Source organism: Pseudomonas sp. TE9122 (assembly GCF_056278925.1).
The window spans coordinates 3,877,283-3,896,925 of the sequence record NZ_JBWBQI010000001.1; the positions used below are offsets into that span (position 1 = coordinate 3,877,283).

A 19,643-nucleotide genomic window follows, 5' to 3' on the forward strand; every position below is an offset into this window, starting at 1 on the left:
AGGGGATTGTAAGGACAGTTGGGTGCCCGGCCTTGTCGCCAAGCGACAACTTCTTATAGCGCAAACCCCGGATTTTCCCGGGTTTACGGCAATGCGACATATAGCGTCGCAAAGGCGCAGTTTACCGGGCGCGGCCGATTTGCGGCAGGCCGCGCAGGATACCAAGTCAGCCCCCACGGCAGAGACATAAATATCTACCGCACGGTGGTCGCTTGCCGCTGATTTGCTGAGGGTTCTTCCCAACGCCAAGGAATGGCCATGCATTTGTCTGAAGCACCCCCATCGGCAACCCCGGATGCCGCACATGACGCGCAACATGCGGACGAGCATTACCAACCACTGAAAAACGCGATTCCGGCCTGGCTGGGCGACACCTCAGCCACGCGGCGCGAAGCGCTGAAGACCAGCGTCCCGCAACAGCCGGCCGCGCTCCAGGTCGCGCCAGCCGAACAGCATGCGCTGATGAAAAGCCTTGGGGCGGCGCATATCAACGCGCAGAGCCGGGTCGACAAGAGCCTTGAGCACTTGCAGGACGCCGCGGCCTTCGCCGAGCCCCTGCTCAAGGCCGAACTGAAAAGCTACTTCGATCTGGAACTGGATGTCAGAAACACCTACGTGCGCCTGTACATTCCTGCCACCACCCCATGGTTTCCGATCCGCACCGGCGCCCGCGCCTGGTCCGTGTCACTGCTTGAGGCGGCACTGCATAACTTCGAAGAAAGGGAAACCGAAGACGACGCCTTCGAAGCCGAGTCGACATTCACTAGCGCCCCTTCGGCTACAGGACAGTTTGAAACCCTGCCCGAGATCAAGGCGAAACTGAGCATTCCCGCTTTCACAAAACTGTGCCGTCGACTGGATATCGGCGCGAAATACAAAGCCAGTCTGGAAGACAATCTGGGCTACTCCGATCCGATGGTCGCGTCGGTCTTGCGCGGCAAGATCGACGCCAGCCAGAAGGCCGCGATGAAATCGGCCCTGCAATGGGCGCGGATGAACCGCGACGTGTCGGAAAACGCGGTGCGCCTGATCGAGGCCATGCTCGACGGTGTGAAAGGCCTGCATGTGCACGGCGCCCCGCTGCTGTGTCATGACATGACGATGCTTTGCGCACCGCTCACCGGCATCGTGGTATTCGCCCCGGACCTGTACATGACACGCAATGCAGCGCGCGTCGTCGCCTACGTCCCGGATGACCCCGAACATCCGTTCAAGGAGTACGCCTCGCCATTGGAAATGGTCGTGGAACTGACGCGCCAGTTGCGCTCCAGGGACTATCAGCAGTTCTTCAGCCGCTTCGTCAATCACGACCAGCGCGGCTTTTTCTTCAGCACCCTCAACAGCCGGCTGAGTGAAATCCGCTGGCACCCGCACGAACCCGGCGACCCTCGGCCGGCGTGGCGCGAAGCCGCAGTGGAGCGGCCCGACCTGCAGACTGCGCTGACGCCGTTTTACGACGATGTGTGGCAACACCTGTACCAGGCAAAACTGAACAAGATTTTCAATGACGCCCGAACCATTGCCGTACCGACTGCCCTGGTTGATCAAAGGGCGCGCTGGGCGTTCTGGGATTCGCTGGTCAACATCCTCTCTTCCATCGCCCAGACCGCCGCAATGATCGTCGCGCCCTTCGTGCCGGTGCTCGGTGAAGCGATGATGGCGTACATGGCCTATCAGATGCTCGATGAAGTATTCGAAGGCATTGTCGAGTGGGCGCAGGGACGCACGACCGAAGCGGTCGAACACTTGATGGGCACCGTGGAATCGATGATCCAGCTGGGCATGTTCGCCGTCGGCGGCGCGATTGGCGCGGCCGAGTTTCGCAAAGTATTGCCCAAGGAAATCGTGGCGTTCATCGACCGCTTCAAACCGGTACAACTGGCCAATGGTGACATCCGCTACTGGCAACCGGATCTCGAACGCTACAAACATCCGCAGCGCCCGACTGCCGATTCGCAACCCGATGCCCTGGGTTTGCATGCGCATGAGGACAAGCTTCTGCTGCCCTTGGAGGACGCGCACTTTGCGGTCACGGAAAGTCAGGTGCCGGGGCAGTACCGCATCGAACATCCGAGTCGCCCCGACGCTTACCAACCGGTGCTGCACCACAATGGCGAAGGCGCCTGGCACACTGAACTCGAGCAACCGCTGGAATGGGATGGCGCAACCGCGCTGCGCCGTATCGGCCCTGCGGTCGAGAGCTTGTCCGCGAGCGAGCGCGAAACCGTGCTGCAGATCAGCGGAACCAGCGAAGACGCGTTGCGCAAAATGCATGTCGAGCAGGAAAAGGTCCCGCCTCTGCTGGCCGACAGCATCCAGCGCTTCAAGATTGATCAGCAGTTGCAACGCTTCATCGACCAGCTCGACAGCGCTGACGCTGAAGTTTTTTTGCGCGCCGACCCGGTCATGCAGCTGCAGGTGCTCAGCGAATACGGCCGCTGGCCAGGCGACCAGTGCCTGCGTCTGCTCGATCGCCAAGGCGAGCAACTGTGGCAGTCGTCTACTGACGCAAGCCTGCCCGTGACCGAACTGCGCCAAGGCGAACTGGTCGGTGGTGACGTGCTCAAAGCGCTGCTCTACACCCTCGACGAGACGCAGATCAAAACCTTGCTGGACGAGCCCTTTGCCGGACCGACGCCGTCCATCGAGGTCCGCAGCCACAACCTGCGCAAACAAGTGGCCGACCTCGCCAGACGCAACACCAGCGCGCTGTTCGAGTCGCGCTATCAAGCCCTCCAGCACCTCGACGACCCGCTGGCTGCACGACTCAAGATTCACCCTCCGCAATTGCCGGCCAGCATTACCCGCGAACTGCTCGATACCGCGACCGGCAGCGAACTGTTGCAGATCAGCGAAGGACGATTGCCCCCGCGCCAGCAGGCACTCATGCAGATGGCCAGTGACGAGGTGCGCGTTACCCGCGCGTATGAAGGCCTTGAGCTGGCCTCGGTGAGCAATCACGACTCTGACTCTCTGGCGCTGCACAGCCTCAAATTGTTGCCGGGCTGGAGCGGCGATGTACGCATCGAAATCCGTGACGGGCGCTACGAGGGCCGGTTACTGGACACGATCGGCCGTGACGATGCGCCCGAATACAAGGTGCTGGTTCGCCGCGACGATGGCCAATACCAACCTTATGACGATCGTGGGCAGCAGCTGCATTCGTTCGCTGATTTCTATTCCAGCCTGTTGTACGCATTGCCCGACAGCGAGCGCCAGAGCCTGGACCTGCGGATCGGCCAGGGTCAGGCGCTGAAGGCGGCCATTCGTGAACGCACGCTCGAGCGCAACGAGTGGCGTCAGGTGATTGCCGATACGCCGTCCCGAGCGCCGGCTGTCGACACCCTGCGCCTGCTCGGTACCGACGGTTACGCCCATGCTCCGCGTCCGCCACGCCCCGCTTACCAGCCGCACACCCTCGAAGAAGACATCCGGGTGCTCTATCCACGCATGTCGAACCATGAAGTGCGCTTCCTCGCCGAAAGCATGCGCAGCAGTCCCGCAGGCCCGCGCGCCGAAATGCTTCGTTTGCAAAATGACTACCTGCAATTGCAGAACGAACTGCATGTCTGGGCCAACAATCCGCCCGCCGTGCACCCGGAAACCGGCACGGCGCTAACCTCGCTGGAGAAGCGCGCCGAAATCCAGAATCGCAGGCTGCTCAGGGAGCAATTGCTCAAAGCCTGGAGACGGGAGCACGTCACGGGTATCAATCACCAAGGCTTTGCCGCCGGATACGCCTTGCGCCTTACACCTGCGGTGATGGGCGACTTGCCCGTGTTGTCAGCAGACTTCAGCCATATCACCTCGCTCGCCATTGATGGCAGCCCGATGACCACCTCCGTCGACAGCTTTCTGCAGTCCTTCAGCCAGTTGCAGAATATCGATGCGCGCAACCTCAATCTATCGAGCCTGCCGCAAGCACTGACTTCGATGCGCTCGCTGCGCGAATTGCGCTTACGCAATTGTCGGATCAGTCTGACGACGGTCACAGAGTCAGTGCTCGCGGCCATGCCGCAGCTCACCCTGCTCGATCTGCAAGGCAATGCGCTGGGCCTGCCTCCGGACCTGCACACACTGCCTTCATTGCGCTACGTGAACCTGTCGGATACCGGCATTCACACGGTGCCCGACGATCTGCTGGATCATCCGCGCCTGATTTCGGCGCAATTCGATCGCAACCGCATCACGCGGATACCGGACAGTTTTTTCAACCTGGCAAGCTCCCTCAGCGATGGTTATACCTTCGCCGATAACCCGTTGACGGCGGCTTCTCGCGAGCGGGTAAAAGTGTTCTACGAGCACACCGGAAGGCACTTCGGCGTCCGGCCCGTGCAGGAAGATCTGCAACGCACCATCGCCTTGTTTCCATCCCTCGACACGGAAGGCGCAACACAGGTGTTGTACCGATTGCCCGGGCCATTGGCGGAGTGCGGCGCACAGTTGTCCCGCTGGGAAAATGAACTCGGCGTGCTGAATCTCGAACTCAGTCAATGGATCAACCAGGCCACCGTGACCGCCTCTGAGTCGGGGGAACGTCTTCCCCTCGAGGCACAGGCCCGCGAACTGGAGGCCCGGCGATCCTTTGCGCAACAGATCGAGCAATTCTGGCGCAGCCCGCCCCTGTACCCGCGCCTTGAAGAACTCAGGGCAACGGCGACGTTCAGTGGGGATATGCCGATACTCAGCGCCGGTCTCGAGCGCGCGACGCGGCTGAACCTCACCGGCACCGCCAATAGCACCGCTGCCCTGCGCTTCGTGGAGTGCTTCCCCAACCTTGCCAAGCTGAAAATGAACGGTTTCGAACTGGGACCGCTTGCGCTGGGCGAAGCAAAACTGCCTCAACTGAGCGATCTGGAGCTGAAAAATTGTGGCGTGGTCATGACCCCGGAAAATCAGGCTGCGCTGCTGTCACTTGGCAGCCTCGACTCGCTGGACCTGAGCGACAATCCGTTGGGTACGTTCCCCGACCTGAATTTGTTGCCCGAATTGATCTATCTCGATCTGTCCAACTGCGGGCTGACCGTCGTGCCTGAAGGACTGGCCAGCCATCCGGGGTTGCGAACCGCAGTGCTCGCAGGCAACCGCATCACGCAACTGCCCGAGGCGCTGTTCGACCTCCCCGCCGAGCGCAGTGACGGCATTGACCTTGCCGACAACCCGCTATCGGCCGCCACCCGCGACCAGATCAAAAACTACTACCGCCTCCGTCGCAACGACTTCGACGTATTGGCGGCCGAGCCGGACGTGAGCCTCGCCCGGCAGTTGTTTCCCGGTTTGAACAAGCAAGAGGCCAGCGAGATGATTTACGACTTGCCCGGCGACCTGGCCGACGGTCGCCAACAGCTGCTTCGCTGGCAAGCAGAACAGCAACAGATGCGCGACGACCTGACCCGCTGGGCCTTGGCAACGCCGTCTGCGCACCCGGTTACCGGTCAGGCCTTGAGCGCAAGCGAGCGTTTGGCGCAACGATCCGCACGCTCGGACTTCAAGCAATTGATAAAGGATTTCTGGGGCGAAAGATCGATGGGTACCGGCAAGCGCGCTGGTTATTTTGCGGCAGACCTGAAGTTCCTCGGCGAAATGCCGCGCCTGACGGTCAACTTCGATCACGTTACCAGCCTCAAGCTGGCGGGCAACGTGACGATCGCGGGACTGGAGCCGTTCGCTGCCTTGTTCCCGAATCTTCAGATGCTGGAACTGAAAGCTTTCACACTCTATGACATCCCTTCATTCGTCAGCCGTCTGCACTATCTCAAAGAGCTCAAACTCAATGACTGCGCGCTGACGCTTACCCCTGCCGGGCAGCAGGTACTTGGCGCGCTGCCCGAGTTGCGGTTGCTCGATCTGAGCCATAACCCACTGACAAACGCGCCAGACCTGACAATCCTGCCCAAGGTGACGAACTTCTCGCTCGGCCATAGCGAACTGACGAGCGTGCCGAAGGGCATCGCCGAGCATCCGCTGCTGCGAGAGCTCCATCTCAATAACAACCAGATAACCGTGCTGCCCGACGCTGTTTTCAGTTTGCATCCCGAGCGGGCCGACAGCGTCTATCTGAACGACAATCCTCTGTCCATGAATGCCCGCGAGCGCGTCAAGCGCTACTACGCCGCACAAGGGCGCAACTTCCGGATCAAGCCGGCATCGGCTGACATTGCCATGGCGCAGAGACTGTTCCCGCGACTGGGCGAAAACGCTGCGATCAACATGATTTATCGCCTGCCCGGGACATTACAGACCGGCACGGCGCAACTGATCAGATGGGAGGCGGAAATCGCCCGCATGACCAGTGATCTCAACACATGGAGCGCGCGCCTGCCGGTCAACAACCCTTCGACAGAGCTGCCCTGGACTGCGCCGGAAAGATTTGCAGAACTCGCCGCCAGACAAAGATTCAGCAGCGACCTTGAGAAACTCTGGCGCGGCCGGCAAAACGAAAACTCAGCCCTGCGGTTCAATACTTTCGAAGCCGATGCGACATTCACCGGCGAATTGCCGGAACTGACCGCTGACTTCAGCCACATCACGCATCTCAACCTTCAGGGCAATCCGGGGCTGAACATTCCAGATGGGTTTTTCCGAAGCTTCAGCGGCCTGCGGGGCCTGGAACTACAGGGCTTCGCCCTCGGCCGGATGCCTCAAACGCTGCAAAGCCTGCCGTTGCTTGAGAGGTTGATGCTGAGCAAGTGCCAGATCACTCTGGATCCTCCCGGACAAGCGATCCTGTCCACGATGACCCGATTGAAATCTCTGGACTTGTATAGCAACCCTCTGCAGGTGACGCCCGATCTATCGACCCTGCAGAACCTGACGTTCATCGACCTGATCAACACCGGCATCGATAGTGTTCCCGCCGGGCTGGAACAGCTGCCGCACCTGGAAGTCGCGTTGCTGAGCGACAACAACATCAGCGAATTGCCGGCGCAACTGACGCAGTATTCCGATCGCGGTATTGAATTGGGCGGCAACCCGTTGTCGGTTGCTTCCAGAGAACGGATCAAGGCCGCATTTCAGGCCAAGGCTGACAACTTCGGTGTCTGGGTCCAACAGCAAGACATCGATCTGGCGCAAAGCCTTTATCCATCGCTGTTCGGCTTCGATGCCAACGATCTGGTCTACAAGCTTGCGGGCACGCTGGCCGATGGACGTGTTGAGCTGATGCGCCGCAAAACCGAGCTCACCAGCCTGCTCGAACGCCTGGATAGCTGGGCCAACGAGACTCCCCACGATACTGACACGCAGATGCCGCTTGCGACCGACGCGGCAGCCAGGGAAAGACTCAACCGCCAGCACTTCAGGCAAAACCTCGAAGACGACCTGCGCCGTGCGCCCTCGTTCCTGACAGGGCCAAGGGTCAGCTGCGAGTTGTCGTTTACCGGTGAGCTGCCGCCGCTGACCGCGCGTTTCGACCACATCGAACAATTGAAACTGACCACCACAGCGTCCGCTGCGCCTCGGATCGATCGTCTGCTGGAGCTATTCCCGAAGCTCAAAGGCATCGACATCCGCAATTATCCGCTGAGCGAGATTCCCGCCCCGATTTTTGCCATGGAAAGGCTGCGCAGCCTGTATCTGCCGGGCTGTGAGATCACGCTGACTGCGCAGACCGCGCAAGCATTCGCAACGCTGAGAAACCTGAGATCGGTGGACCTGAGCGATAATCCGCTCAACTTTGCTCCGGATCTGAGTCATTTCCCGCAGATGACCGATGTGCGTCTGGGCAACTGTGCCTTGAGCAAGGTGCCTGACGGCCTGCTCGAACTGCCTCGATTGATGTACGCGGACTTGTCCGGAAACGCGATCACCGAGTTGCCGGGCGAGTTTCCTTTACAGCCCGGCGACGTGCTGACCGAATACGACTTCAGCGACAACCCGCTGACTGCCGAAAGTTTGCAGCGCCTGCAGCGGTATGAGGCGGCGTATCAATTGCGCCTGCTGGAGCAGCAGTCGAGCAACGACACCGCGTATCAGACGATTGAGGATTTCCATGACTTCTCCGGCGGCATGGAAACCGATTGAGGGTCGATCCGCGCTCAGCCACGCTCCGGCGGCACTGACGACAATTCGAACGGGCTGCTGCTGCGCCGCTGGTTGCGATCTTCGCGCGGCGTGGCACCGAAGAAATTGCGATAGGCGCTGGAGAAATGCGGCCCTGAGGAGAAGCCGCACGAGAGGCCGATCTGGATGATCGACTTGCTGGTCTGCATCAACATCTGCCGGGCCTTGTTCAGGCGCAATTCCAGGTAGTACTGGCTCGGCACGCGGTTGAGGTATTGCTTGAAGATCCGTTCCAGCTGCCGACGGGACACGCACACATGCTGGGCGATTTCGTCGGTGGTCAGCGGCTCTTCGATGTTGGCTTCCATCAGCAACACCGCTTGGGTGAGCTTCGGATGGCTGGAGCCGAGGCGATTCTGCAACGGGATGCGCTGACGCTCACCGCCCTCGCGGATGCGCTCGACCACCAGTTCTTCCGACACCGCACCGGCCAGTTCCGCGCCGTGATCGCGGGCCAGCACCGCCAGCAGCAGGTCGAGCACCGACATGCCACCGCAGGCGGTCAGACGATCGCGATCCCAGTCGAACAGATGACTGGTGGCGATGACTTTCGGGAAGCGCTCAGCGAAATCGTCCTGCCAGCGCCAGTGCACGGCGGCGCGATAACCGTCGAGCAAACCGAGCTGGGCCAGCGGATAGACACCGGCCGACAGACCACCGATCACGCAACCGGCACGCACCAGTTGCTTGAGCGCACTGCTCAGCGCCGGCGCCAGGGTGGTCGGCGGCTCGTCGGCGAGCAGGAACAGTTTCTGGAAATTCTCGAGCTTGCCGGCCCAGGGTTCGCCGGGCAATTGCCAGGCCCCTTCGGTCTGCGGCTCGGCCTGCAAGAACGACAGTTCGTAAACCACGTCCGGGTGCACCCGCTGCGCAACACGCAAGGCCTCCTCCGCCAGCGCCAGCGTCAACGCTTTAGTGCTGGGCCAAATCAGGAAACCAATTCGATGGGCAGTCATGGGCGGGCAATCCGAAACGAACAACGGTGATGAAGGCATGGGCCAATGCTAGCCCGGAAATGAACACAAATCCTGAAACCGGTGAAGATCAGAATGTGGGAGCGAGCCTGCTCGCGAAGGCGGTGTACCAGTCAACATAATTGCTGGCTGTTGTACCGCTTTCGCGAGCAGGCTCGCTCCCACAGGGATCTGAGCCAGCCAGAAGATCGCGAAGCATGACCTAATCTGGTGCGCAACGGCAGCCCTGATTTATTTCAGGCTGCCCGACAGAAACTGCTGCAAGCGCTCCGACTGCGGGTTGACCAGCACTTCGCGCGGGTTGCCGCTTTCTTCGACGACGCCTTTGTGCAGGAACACCAGCTGGTTCGACACTTCACGGGCGAAGCCCATTTCGTGGGTCACCACGACCATGGTGCGGCCTTCCTGCGCCAGCGCCTGCATGACTTTCAGCACGTCGCCGACCAGTTCCGGGTCAAGGGCCGAGGTCGGTTCGTCGAACAGCATCACCTCCGGCTCCATCGCCAACGCACGGGCAATAGCCACACGCTGCTGTTCGCCGCCGGACATGTGCCCCGGGAACGCGTCTTTGCGATGGGCCACGCCAACCTTGTTCAGGTAGTACTCGGCTTTTTCGCGCGCTTCGTACTTGGGTACGCCGAGCACGTGCACCGGTGCCTCCATGATGTTTTCAATCGCGGTCATGTGCGACCACAGATTGAAATGCTGGAACACCATCGACAGGCGCGAACGCATGCGTTGCAGCTGTTTTGGATCAGCGGCTTTCAGCGCGCCATCCTTGTTCGCCACCAGTTTCAGCTCTTCGTTGTTGAGCAGGATCTTGCCGGCGTGCGGCTGCTCGAGCAGGTTGATGCAACGCAGGAAAGTACTTTTGCCGGAGCCACTGGAGCCGATGATGCTGATCACATCGCCGGCGGCGGCTTTCAGGGACACGCCCTTGAGCACTTCGTGACTGCCATAGCGTTTATGCAGGTCTTGGACTTCAAGTTTGTACATGCGGTCGGTTCTCACAAAAACAGTCAGTCAGTCGTTGAGCAAGCGCCCGTGACGCAGCGCTTCGCGCCCCGCCACCTTGGCCAGCCAGAAACCGGGTTGGGCATAGCGCAGCCGTTCAATGGCAAACAGCACCCCGGACGTACCAGCACATACCGTGCTGACCCGATCGGACACAGGGTCGATCACTTGAAAAATCTCATCGCCCGCCTCGACCCATTCGCCAGGCCTGCGGGAAAAACTCACCACACCGGGGTGCGGTGCGAACAACAATTCGGTGCCTTCGAAGGGCATGCCTTCGCACGGTTCGAAGGCCGGGTCCGGCCACTCGCCGGTGATCAGACCTTGCTCGGCAAGGAACGCCAGAATGCCTTCAGCATAAGCCTCGGCTTCGACGCGGCCGGTGTCGGCCTGCCCGCCCAGCTCGATCGTCGTCGCCAGACACGCCAGCGGAATCTGCGCCTCGGGGAACTGCCGCGACAGGCGCAGCCATGGCAACGAGCAGGCTTCATCGAAGGAGCTGCCGCCGGAATCTTCCGCGAGCAAACCTACCTTGACGTTCAGGTGTGCCGACAGCGAACGCCACTGCGGCCAGTGCTGCGGCAGCGCATACATGTGCAGCGCGGCTTCGGCATCGCAGTGCAGGTCCAGCACCACATCGGCGGTGCAGGCGTGGCTGAGCAGCACACGCTGCATGCCCTGCAACTGGCTGCTCGCTTCAGGCAAGCCGGCCAAGTGGTCGGCCATTGCCTGGCGGATCAGGCGCACGTTGGCATGGGGATCATCACCGAGCTTGTCGCCCAGTGCCGCCGCGACCGGCGCGCTGAGCTCGACGAAATCACGATTGAAATTCTTGCCGCTGCCCGCCTCGAAACGGCCCTGGAAATTGCCTTGCAGCAATTGCCCGAGGCCGATCGGATTGGCCACCGGCACCAGCTCGATCACGCCGTTGAGCAAGCCTTGGGCTTCGAGTTCGCCGAGGCGCTTTTTCAGCTCCCAGGCGGTGCGCATGCCCGGCAGTTCATCGGCGTGCAGGCTGGCCTGGATGTAGGCCTTGCGCTCGCCGCTACCAAAACGGAAAACCGAAACCTTGCGCTCGCTGCCCAGGTGGCTCCACGGCAATACGTGGTCGATGCGTTGCATATCAGTGCTTCCGTGGCGCGAGGTAGCTCAACCAGCGACGCTCGGCCAGTTTGAACAGCTTGACCAGAATGAAGGTCAGGCACAGGTAGAACACGCCAGCGGTGATGTACGCCTCGAACGGCAGGTAGAACTGCGCGTTGACGGTACGTGCCGCGCCAGTGATGTCGATCAGGGTCACGATCGACGCCAGACTGGTGGTCTGCAGCATCATGATCACTTCGTTGCTGTACTGCGGCAGCGCCCGGCGCAGGGCCGACGGCAGCAGGATGCGCTTGTACAGCTTGAAGCGCGACATGCCCATGGCCTTGGCCGCTTCGATCTCACCGTTCGGCGTGGCCTTGAGGCTGCCGGCAATGATTTCCGCGGTGTAGGCGCTGGTGTTGACGGCAAAAGCCAAGCAGGCGCAGAACGTTGCGCTGGACAGCCACGGCCACAGGAAGCTTTCGCGCACCGCTTCGAACTGGGCCAGACCGTAGTAGATCAGGAACAGCTGCACCAGCATCGGCGTGCCGCGAATCACGTAGGTGTACAGCCACGCGGCGCCGTTGACGAACGGGTTTTTCGAGACGCGCATCAGCCCCAGCGGCAACGCCGCGAGCAAGCCGAAGAACAGCGACAGCGCGAGCAGTTTGAGGGTGGTCAGCAGGCCGCCGAAGTACAGCGGCAGTGCCTCCCAGATGACGTTGTAGTCGAAGATCATAGATCAGCCGCCCTTACGCCTACCGAGTAGCGCTTCTCAAGGTGACGCAATGCCAGCAACGAAACACTGGTGATCACCAGGTACATCGCCGCCACTGCGAGGAAGAAGGTGAAAGGCTCGCGCGTGGCATCCGCCGCCTGCTTGGCCTTGAACATCATGTCTTGCAGACCGACCACGGAAATCAGCGCGGTGGCCTTGGTCAGTACCAGCCAGTTGTTGGTGAAGCCGGGAATCGCCAGACGAATCATCTGCGGCACCATCACCCGGAAGAACACCTGAAAACTGCTCATGCCGTAGGCCATGCCCGCTTCGGCCTGGCCCTTAGGGATCGCCATGAACGCACCACGGAAGGTTTCCGAGAGGTACGCACCGAAGATGAAACCGAGGGTGCCGATACCGGCGGCCAGCGGGTTCAGGTCGATGTAGTCGTCATAGCCGAGCATCGGCGCGACGCGGTTGAGCAAGTCCTGACCGCCGTAGAAGATCAGCAGGATCAGCACCAGGTCGGGAATGCCGCGGATCACCGTCGAATACAGATCGCCCAGCCACGCCAGCCAGCGCACCGGCGACAGGCGCAACGCGACACCGATCAGCCCGAGAACGATGGCCAGAGCCATGGACGACAAGGCGAGCTGAAGCGTCAGCCATGCGCCATCGAGGATGACAGCCCCGTAGCCTTTCAACATGATTCAGGTCCTCGAAAGTTGGGATGAAAAAATGGCGCAAACCGCAGAGATTCTGTTGCTTGCGCCATTTCGGACTTGTCGCAGAGACGTCTTACTTGCCGTAGATGTCGAAGGCGAAGTACTTGTCCTGGATTGCTTTGTATTTGCCGTTTTCGCGGATGGCCGCGATGGCAGTGTTGATCTTGTCTTTCAGGGCGTCGCCCTTGCGCACTGCGATACCTACGCCGTCGCCGAAGTATTTGACGTCGGTGAAGGCCGGGCCAACGAATGCGAAGCCTTTGCCGGCGTCGGTTTTCAGGAAACCGTCGTCCAGCAGGGTGGCGTCAGCCACGGTACCGTCGAGGCGACCGGCAGCCACGTCGAGGTAGATTTCGTTCTGCGAGCCGTACGGCTTGATCTCGGCGCCCAATGGGGCCAGAACTTCGCGGGCGAAACGCTCGTGGATCGAGCCACGCTGTACGCCGATGTTCTTGCCTTTCAGCTCAGCCAGACCCTCGCTGACCTGAGTGCCGGCCTTCATGACCAGACGCGCCGGGGTGTTGTAGTACTTGTTGGTGAAGTCGACCGACTTCTTGCGATCTTCGGTGATCGACATCGACGACAGGATCGCGTCGATCTTGCGCACTTTGAGAGCCGGGATCAGACCGTCGAACTCTTGCTCGACCCACACGCACTTGACCTTCATCTCTTCGCACAGCGCGTTGCCGATGTCGTAGTCGAAACCGACGATGCTGCCGTCCGGTGCTTTCGAAGCGAATGGAGGGTAAGCCGCTTCGATGCCGATCTTCAGCGGTTTTTCGTCAGCGAAGGCATTCATCGACAGCACGGACAGTGCCAGGGCGCCAAGCAGCACAAGTTTCTTCATCTTGGGACTCCATCGGTAAAGGGCAAAAACGGCAGAGTGAGCGACAGCCCAATATGCGAATGGGTGAATCGGAAATCGGTTGCGCATCGGAGGAAATTTCCCATTGGAACCGCAGGCGATTTCAACGTCAGCCACGATGAGCGAGTGATCGGCATTCTAACGACAGGCCCGAAGCCGATATTTCTTCAATGCGACAACTAATTACAGATGCACCGAGAAAGCGGTTTGAGCTCATTGACAGCCCTGCAATTTCATGCAAGAGCAAAAGACAGTGAACCGATACATATTGCAAGTTGCGGGCCTATTATTCGTAAACCCTTCTAATCCGGCAAGCGCAGCGTTATGTCTTATTTTTTAGCGCAGGTTGTGAGGCTCTAAAACGGGGCGCCGCGTTTCCCTTCGCCCCGGTTTGGCGCGGGCGGTTACACATTGGGTTGTGGCGGGTAACAGCGGGAAAGGTCTGACGGTGCAGATCGATAATTATTGGTTGGGGTGTTGCGGTTTCCTACAGCTGACTACTGCGGTGTCTGACAGATCGCCTTCGCGAGCAGGCTCGCTCCCACATTTGAAATGCGCCCGTTTCCTTGTGGGAGCGAGCCTGCTCGCGAAGAGGCCAGCCCGATCGACACAAATCCACCAGACACAAAAAAGCCCCATCCGGCATCACCGGACAGGGCTCCTATGCTTCTAACGCTTAAGCAACATTCATGGTCTTGTGCGTATCAATCAAATGCTGCACCACACCCGGATCCGCCAGGGTCGAGATATCGCCCAGCCCGTCGTATTCCGCCGTGGCGATCTTGCGCAGGATGCGGCGCATGATCTTGCCCGAACGGGTCTTCGGCAGCCCCGGCGCCCACTGGATCACGTCCGGCGAAGCGATCGGGCCGATCTCCTTGCGCACCCAGTTCTTCAGCTCAAGGCGCAACTGCTCGGTCGGCTCCTCGCCGTTCTTCAAGGTCACATAGACATAGATGCCCTGCCCCTTGATGTCATGCGGCACACCCACCACCGCAGCTTCGGCAACCTTCGGATGCGCGACCATCGCGCTTTCGATTTCGGCGGTGCCCATGCGGTGGCCGGAGACGTTGAGCACGTCGTCTACGCGCCCGGTGATCCAGTAGTAACCGTCGGCATCGCGACGCGCGCCGTCACCGGTGAAGTACATGCCACGGAAGGTCTTGAAGTAGGTATCGACGAAACGATCATGATCGCCGTACAGCGTACGCGCCTGGCCTGGCCACGAATCGAGAATCACCAGATTGCCTTCAGCCTCGCCCTCAATGATGTTGCCGAGGTTGTCGACCAGCGCCGGCACCACACCGAAGAACGGACGCGCCGCCGAACCCGGCTTCAGCGCGTGAGCACCCGGCAGCGGGCTCATCATGTTGCCGCCGGTTTCGGTCTGCCACCAGGTATCGACGATCGGGCAACGCGACTTGCCGACATTCTTGTAGTACCAGTCCCAGGCTTCCGGGTTGATCGGCTCGCCCACCGAACCGAGCAGACGCAGGCTGCTGCCATCGGCGCCTTCAACCGCCGCCTGACCCGAAGCCATCATCGCGCGGATCGCGGTCGGCGCGGTGTAGAGGATGTTGACCTTGTGCTTGTCGATGATCTTCGCCACCCGGGTGATGTCCGGGTAGTTCGGCACACCTTCGAACAGCACGGTGGTCGCGCCATTGGCCAGCGGGCCGTAGACGATGTAACTGTGGCCGGTGACCCAGCCGACGTCGGCGGTGCACCAGTAGATTTCGCCCGGACGGTAGTCGAACACGCGCTCGTGGGTCATTGCCGCATAGAGCAGATAACCGCCGGTGGTGTGCTGCACGCCCTTCGGCTTGCCGGTAGAGCCGGAGGTATAAAGGATGAACAGCGCCTCTTCAGCGCCCATCTCTTTCGGCGCGCAAACGGTGCCCGCGACCTTCATCAGGTCTTCGTACCAGATGTCGCGATGCTGGTTCCACTTGATGTCGCCACCGGTGCGCTTGCACACGATGACTTTCTGGATGCTGCTGGTTTCCGGGTTGGTCAGGGCGTCGTCGACGTTGGCCTTGAGGGAAATCTTCTTGCCGGCACGAATACCCTCGTCAGCGGTGATCACCACTTTCGAACGGCAATCGATGATGCGACCGGCCAGGGCTTCCGGCGAGAAACCGCCGAACACCACCGAGTGAATCGCGCCGATCCGGGTGCAGGCCAGCATGGCGACCACGGCTTCGGGAATCATCGGCATGTAAATGGTCACCACATCGCCACGGTGCACGTCCTGACCACGCAGGGCGTTGGCCAGTTTGCACACTTGCTCATGCAGTTCGCGGTAGGTGATGTTGCGGCTTTCGGAAGGATCGTCGCCTTCCCAGATGATCGCGACTTGATCGCCGCGCTCGGCCAAATGGCGGTCGAGGCAGTTGTAGGAAACGTTCAGGGTGCCGTCGGCAAACCACTTGATGTCGACATGGTGATCGTCGAACGAGGTCTGTTTCACCGTGGTGAAGGGCTTGATCCAGTCCAGACGCTTGGCTTGCTCGCGCCAGAAGCCGTCAGGGTTGACGACCGACTGCTGGTACATGGCTTTGTAGGTCGCCTCGTCAGTCAGCGTGTTTGCCAGAACCTCGGGACGAACGGGATACAGAGAAGCCGCACTCATCTTTCCTACCTCGGTGTAATAGTTGTTTTTGTATGACCCTGTTGTAGCCGGGTGGGCCCCATAGAACCATTCGACGATGGTAGTAACAAGCCCCTACAAAATGTCCGCATTCCATGTGGGAGCTGGCTTGCCAGCGATGCAGTCAACGCAGTCCTTCAGGCAAACCCCATCCGGCCAGACACCAAGACCTCAATCGATTGTTACCAAATCTATCAAAAGTGTTTATCAAAACCGCCCCTGTTTACCTGCATCCCACCACCCTAAAATTCACCTCGCCAACAAGGCAACCGCGATTAACAACGTTACAGCCCCCACGAAGGCCGTTAATCCAGCGCTCCAAGTAACGCATCAACTACTCAAGCTCCACACGCAACCCTAAAAAGGTTGCGTGACCCCACTCGACCTCAAAAAGGTGAATTAGAAATGAAAGCTTTATTGGTTCTGGCCCTCAGCAGTCTGTGCGCAACCGCCATGGCAGATGAGGTCCCGACTGATGTCGCACAGCAACAACCGGTCATCGAGGAATACACTTACTCCACGCATCTGGACATCGCCAAAGTTGTATCGATGAGCGACGTTCCGAATGTCTGCGAAGTAGTACCGGCAAAAATGGAATACGACGACTCCAAAGGCCAACGCCACATCCTGCGCTACAGCATCATGGGCAACGGCTGCACGAACTGAATCAGACTGCACCGAATCGGATCGCTCAACGCCACATTGAGGGTCGATTCCAGCCCGGCTTCGGTCGGGCTCAGTTGTGTCTGGAGCCGCGAAAAAGGCTTGCAAAACACTAGATATAGTGAAAAACCCACTTTTCTGGCTATTTTTTAAACAAAAAACCACCTGCCAAAAAATTAACGAAAAAAAATCTGCTCGGGTCGATTCCGCGCAAAGCCCTGTAATCCCTCGGTCGGACCGAAATCCACCCCCTCCTCGGCCTCGCCATGAGCCGATTCGCCGCACCACGCCGGTAAAAATTTCCCTATAATGCCGCCCTATACGGGTCAGCAATATTCCCTTACAGGGAGCAAAAGCCATTCTGAAGCCCCGCAACAGTGCCAGACGCTGATTGCGCCCATCAGAGGCTCTCGGAACCCGTCAAAATTTCTGTTTATTTGCCTGCGTGCAGCGCTGCAAAAAACGACATCCAACGCGGCTTGTTTGGCCGTGTGAAAAACCAACCCATCAGGTTTCACACGGGCACAAGCCCTCATGCAGGAGACGACACGTCATGCTGAGCTGGGACGAATTCGATAAAGAAGACAGTGAAGTCGCAACCGTGAAAGGCGCCAACGCCGGCCACGCAAGCGAAGCCAACATGGACCGCCTCGACAACGCCGGCGGCGCCGCAGCGCTGGAAGCCCGCGCCGTCACCGCCGACGACTCGGCCGCCGTGGCCCGCGCCAAGGCTGCACTGAACTCCCTCGACGTCGCCGAAGGCCTCGCCGAACTCGAAGGCGCCTCCGCCCGTGTCGCCGTTGACGAAAAGCGCATGATCAACTGCCGCGCCGACCTCAACCAACTAGTACCTTTCAAGTACGACTGGGCCTGGCAGAAGTATCTGGACGGTTGCGCAAACCACTGGATGCCGCAAGAAGTCAACATGACCGCCGACATCGCCCTCTGGAAAAACCCGGAAGGCCTGACCGACGACGAGCGCCGCATCGTCATGCGCAACCTCGGCTTCTTCTCCACCGCCGACTCCCTGGTTGCCAACAACCTGGTCCTGGCCGTGTACCGCCTGATCACCAACCCGGAATGCCGCCAGTACATCCTGCGCCAGGCCTTCGAAGAGGCGATCCACACCCACGCCTACCAGTACTGCATCGAATCGCTGGCCATGGATGAAGGCGAAATCTTCAACATGTACCACGAGATCCCATCGGTCGCGAAAAAAGCCGCCTGGGGCCTGAAATACACCCGTTCGATCTCCGATCCGAAGTTCGAAACCGGCACCCCGGACACCGACAAAGAGTTGCTGCGCAACCTGATCGCCTACTACTGCGTTCTGGAAGGCATCTTCTTCTACTGCGGCTTCACGCAGATTCTGTCCATGGGCCGCCGCAACAAAATGACCGGCGTCGCCGAGCAGTTCCAATACATCCTGCGCGACGAATCCATGCACCTGAACTTCGGCATCGACGTGATCAACCAGATCAAAATCGAAAACCCACACCTGTGGGATGCCGAAATGAAGGAAGAAGCGACCCAGATGATCCTGCAGGGCACGCAGCTGGAAATCGAATACGCCCGTGACACCATGCCTCGCGGCGTACTGGGCATGAACGCGGCGATGATGGAGGACTACCTGAAGTTCATCGCTAACCGTCGTTTGTCGCAGATTGGTTTGAAAGAAGAGTACCCAGGGACCACCAACCCGTTCCCTTGGATGAGCGAGATCATGGACTTGAAGAAAGAGAAGAATTTCTTTGAGACTCGCGTGATCGAATACCAAACTGGTGGTGCTCTGAGCTGGGACTAATAGTGTCGCTTGGTGCGATTTGACGATTGCTGCCTGAGTCGACAAGTCGAGAAAGCAAAAAGCCCCGATTTTATCGGGGCTTTTTTATGGGCGATAAGCGGTAATTAGGTTAACGATGCATTGGTAGGATTTGGCAGGATCAGTCGCTTTTCCCTGTAGGAAATTTCCTAGACAGCAGTGATGGCCACTCAGTATCGTCCGAGGGTTTTCAACCCTCGGCGATTTTATGGACACGGAAAAAAGTAATAGCGATTGGAGTGAGGTCGAGATTCAGGCGGCAGTCGATGCCTATCTGAAGATGCTTGTACGCGAGCAGAGCGGCCAGAAATTCGTCAAGACTGAGGAGAATCGCATCCTGCGCGAAGGCCCGTTAGCCGGTCGGACTAAAGGCTCTGTCGAGTTCCGGATGCAGAACATTTCTACCGTGTTGGTCGAGATGGATAGAAAGCGTATTGAAGGCTATAAACCTGCCAAGAATGTTGGCGCGAATGTAGCGAGCAGCATCCGTAAGGCACTTGATGCTTCTACCGTTCTGACACTTGAAGATTCCAATCCAACGGCGGACGAAGCATTGCTCGAGCAACGCGCGGCTAAATTTGAGCAAAAGCAATTTGATTACGTCCCCAAAGGGATAAAAACACCAATCCAAACGACTTCCACTAGAAAGGTTTACTTTCGCGATCCTGAATTGAGGGGCTGGGTTCGTCAGCAAGCCAATGGAAAGTGCGAGGGTTGTGGCAAAGCAGCGCCATTTGAAAAAAATGGGAAACCGTTTTTAGAAGTGCATCACGTTAAGCACATGTCGCAAAAGGGTTCGGACCTTGAGACGAATGTTGTGGCGTTGTGTCCCAACTGTCACCAACGTTGCCATCATTCGGACGACAGAGAGGCTTTCACTGCTTGGCTGTATGACAACGTTGGAAGACTCGAAAAGGAATAATTGCAGTTTGTCTGGCTAACCTCATTTGCTGGATTTGGGGCAGCTTCGCTGCCCAACGGGGATAAATCCCCTCACCACAATTCAATGTGTTGCTGCTGGGTCGGTGTCTGGATTCGAGATTAGGTTGATGCCACAAATCGCCAGCG

11 protein-coding genes are annotated in these 19,643 nt (G+C 59.2%); 4 read left to right on the top strand and 7 right to left on the bottom strand.

From position 1 onward, the window contains the following. Positions 1-258: 258 nt before the first annotated feature. Positions 259-8,022 (top strand): dermonecrotic toxin domain-containing protein, encoded by a 7,764-nt coding sequence (locus tag ACZ9BE_RS17465; RefSeq protein WP_476249739.1) that lies wholly within the window; start codon positions 259-261, stop codon positions 8,020-8,022. A 14-nt stretch (positions 8,023-8,036) separates the two neighbouring features. Here ACZ9BE_RS17465 and argR read toward each other — a convergent pair whose 3' ends face one another. From argR to acs, 7 genes are all read right to left on the bottom strand, one after another. Next, on the bottom strand, positions 8,037-9,017 hold the full coding sequence (argR, locus tag ACZ9BE_RS17470; protein WP_041479242.1) for a transcriptional regulator ArgR: 981 nt from the start codon (positions 9,015-9,017) through the stop codon (positions 8,037-8,039). A gap of 249 nt (positions 9,018-9,266) precedes the next feature. Next, positions 9,267-10,031, bottom strand: a complete 765-nt coding sequence (locus ACZ9BE_RS17475; protein ID WP_007912705.1) for an ABC transporter ATP-binding protein — start codon at positions 10,029-10,031, stop codon at positions 9,267-9,269. Between the two features lie 27 nt (positions 10,032-10,058). Next, the gene (locus tag ACZ9BE_RS17480; protein WP_217852952.1) at positions 10,059-11,171 is read right to left on the bottom strand and encodes a succinylglutamate desuccinylase/aspartoacylase family protein; all 1,113 of its coding nucleotides are present in this window, start codon (positions 11,169-11,171) and stop codon (positions 10,059-10,061) included. Between the two features lies 1 nt (position 11,172). Beyond that, positions 11,173-11,871 carry an ABC transporter permease gene (locus ACZ9BE_RS17485; RefSeq protein ID WP_122507650.1) on the bottom strand — a complete coding sequence of 233 codons (699 nt, stop codon included), beginning with the start codon at positions 11,869-11,871 and terminating at the stop codon, positions 11,173-11,175. Then, positions 11,868-12,557, bottom strand: coding sequence for an ABC transporter permease (locus ACZ9BE_RS17490; protein WP_016773583.1), 690 nt, complete (start codon positions 12,555-12,557; stop codon positions 11,868-11,870). Before ACZ9BE_RS17490 ends, ACZ9BE_RS17485 begins: the two co-directional genes overlap by 4 nt. A gap of 91 nt (positions 12,558-12,648) precedes the next feature. Further along, on the bottom strand, positions 12,649-13,422 hold the full coding sequence (locus ACZ9BE_RS17495; RefSeq protein ID WP_041479236.1) for an ABC transporter substrate-binding protein: 774 nt from the start codon (positions 13,420-13,422) through the stop codon (positions 12,649-12,651). Between the two features lie 694 nt (positions 13,423-14,116). Beyond that, the gene (gene acs, locus ACZ9BE_RS17500) at positions 14,117-16,072 is read right to left on the bottom strand and encodes an acetate--CoA ligase (RefSeq protein ID WP_016773581.1); all 1,956 of its coding nucleotides are present in this window, start codon (positions 16,070-16,072) and stop codon (positions 14,117-14,119) included. A gap of 423 nt (positions 16,073-16,495) precedes the next feature. Between acs and ACZ9BE_RS17505 the strand changes: the two genes are divergently transcribed. The 3 genes from ACZ9BE_RS17505 to ACZ9BE_RS17515 all read left to right on the top strand — a co-directional run bounded on the left by ACZ9BE_RS17505 (position 16,496) and on the right by ACZ9BE_RS17515 (position 19,497). Beyond that, on the top strand, positions 16,496-16,756 hold the full coding sequence (locus ACZ9BE_RS17505) for a DUF2790 domain-containing protein (protein ID WP_024014021.1): 261 nt from the start codon (positions 16,496-16,498) through the stop codon (positions 16,754-16,756). Positions 16,757-17,306: 550 nt separating this feature from the next. After that, positions 17,307-18,557 (top strand): ribonucleotide-diphosphate reductase subunit beta, encoded by a 1,251-nt coding sequence (locus ACZ9BE_RS17510; RefSeq protein WP_039757978.1) that lies wholly within the window; start codon positions 17,307-17,309, stop codon positions 18,555-18,557. A 226-nt stretch (positions 18,558-18,783) separates the two neighbouring features. Beyond that, positions 18,784-19,497: an HNH endonuclease gene (locus ACZ9BE_RS17515; protein WP_150637540.1), complete on the top strand. Its 714-nt coding sequence runs from the start codon at positions 18,784-18,786 to the stop codon at positions 19,495-19,497. The last annotated feature ends 146 nt before the right edge of the window (positions 19,498-19,643 follow it).

Excerpts from the sequence above, each read along its gene's own strand:
- ACZ9BE_RS17495 (WP_041479236.1), bottom strand. The coding sequence starts at position 13,422 with ATGAAGAAACTTGTGCTGCTTGGCGCCCTGGCACTGTCCGTGCTGTCG.
- ACZ9BE_RS17515 (WP_150637540.1), top strand. The coding sequence starts at position 18,784 with ATGGACACGGAAAAAAGTAATAGCGATTGGAGTGAGGTCGAGATTCAG.
- ACZ9BE_RS17510 (WP_039757978.1), top strand. The coding sequence starts at position 17,307 with ATGCTGAGCTGGGACGAATTCGATAAAGAAGACAGTGAAGTCGCAACC.
- ACZ9BE_RS17485 (WP_122507650.1), bottom strand. The coding sequence starts at position 11,871 with ATGATCTTCGACTACAACGTCATCTGGGAGGCACTGCCGCTGTACTTC.
- ACZ9BE_RS17475 (WP_007912705.1), bottom strand. The coding sequence starts at position 10,031 with ATGTACAAACTTGAAGTCCAAGACCTGCATAAACGCTATGGCAGTCAC.
- ACZ9BE_RS17480 (WP_217852952.1), bottom strand. The coding sequence starts at position 11,171 with ATGCAACGCATCGACCACGTATTGCCGTGGAGCCACCTGGGCAGCGAG.
- ACZ9BE_RS17490 (WP_016773583.1), bottom strand. The coding sequence starts at position 12,557 with ATGTTGAAAGGCTACGGGGCTGTCATCCTCGATGGCGCATGGCTGACG.
- acs (WP_016773581.1), bottom strand. The coding sequence starts at position 16,072 with ATGAGTGCGGCTTCTCTGTATCCCGTTCGTCCCGAGGTTCTGGCAAAC.
- ACZ9BE_RS17505 (WP_024014021.1), top strand. The coding sequence starts at position 16,496 with ATGAAAGCTTTATTGGTTCTGGCCCTCAGCAGTCTGTGCGCAACCGCC.
- ACZ9BE_RS17465 (WP_476249739.1), top strand. The coding sequence starts at position 259 with ATGCATTTGTCTGAAGCACCCCCATCGGCAACCCCGGATGCCGCACAT.
- argR (WP_041479242.1), bottom strand. The coding sequence starts at position 9,017 with ATGACTGCCCATCGAATTGGTTTCCTGATTTGGCCCAGCACTAAAGCG.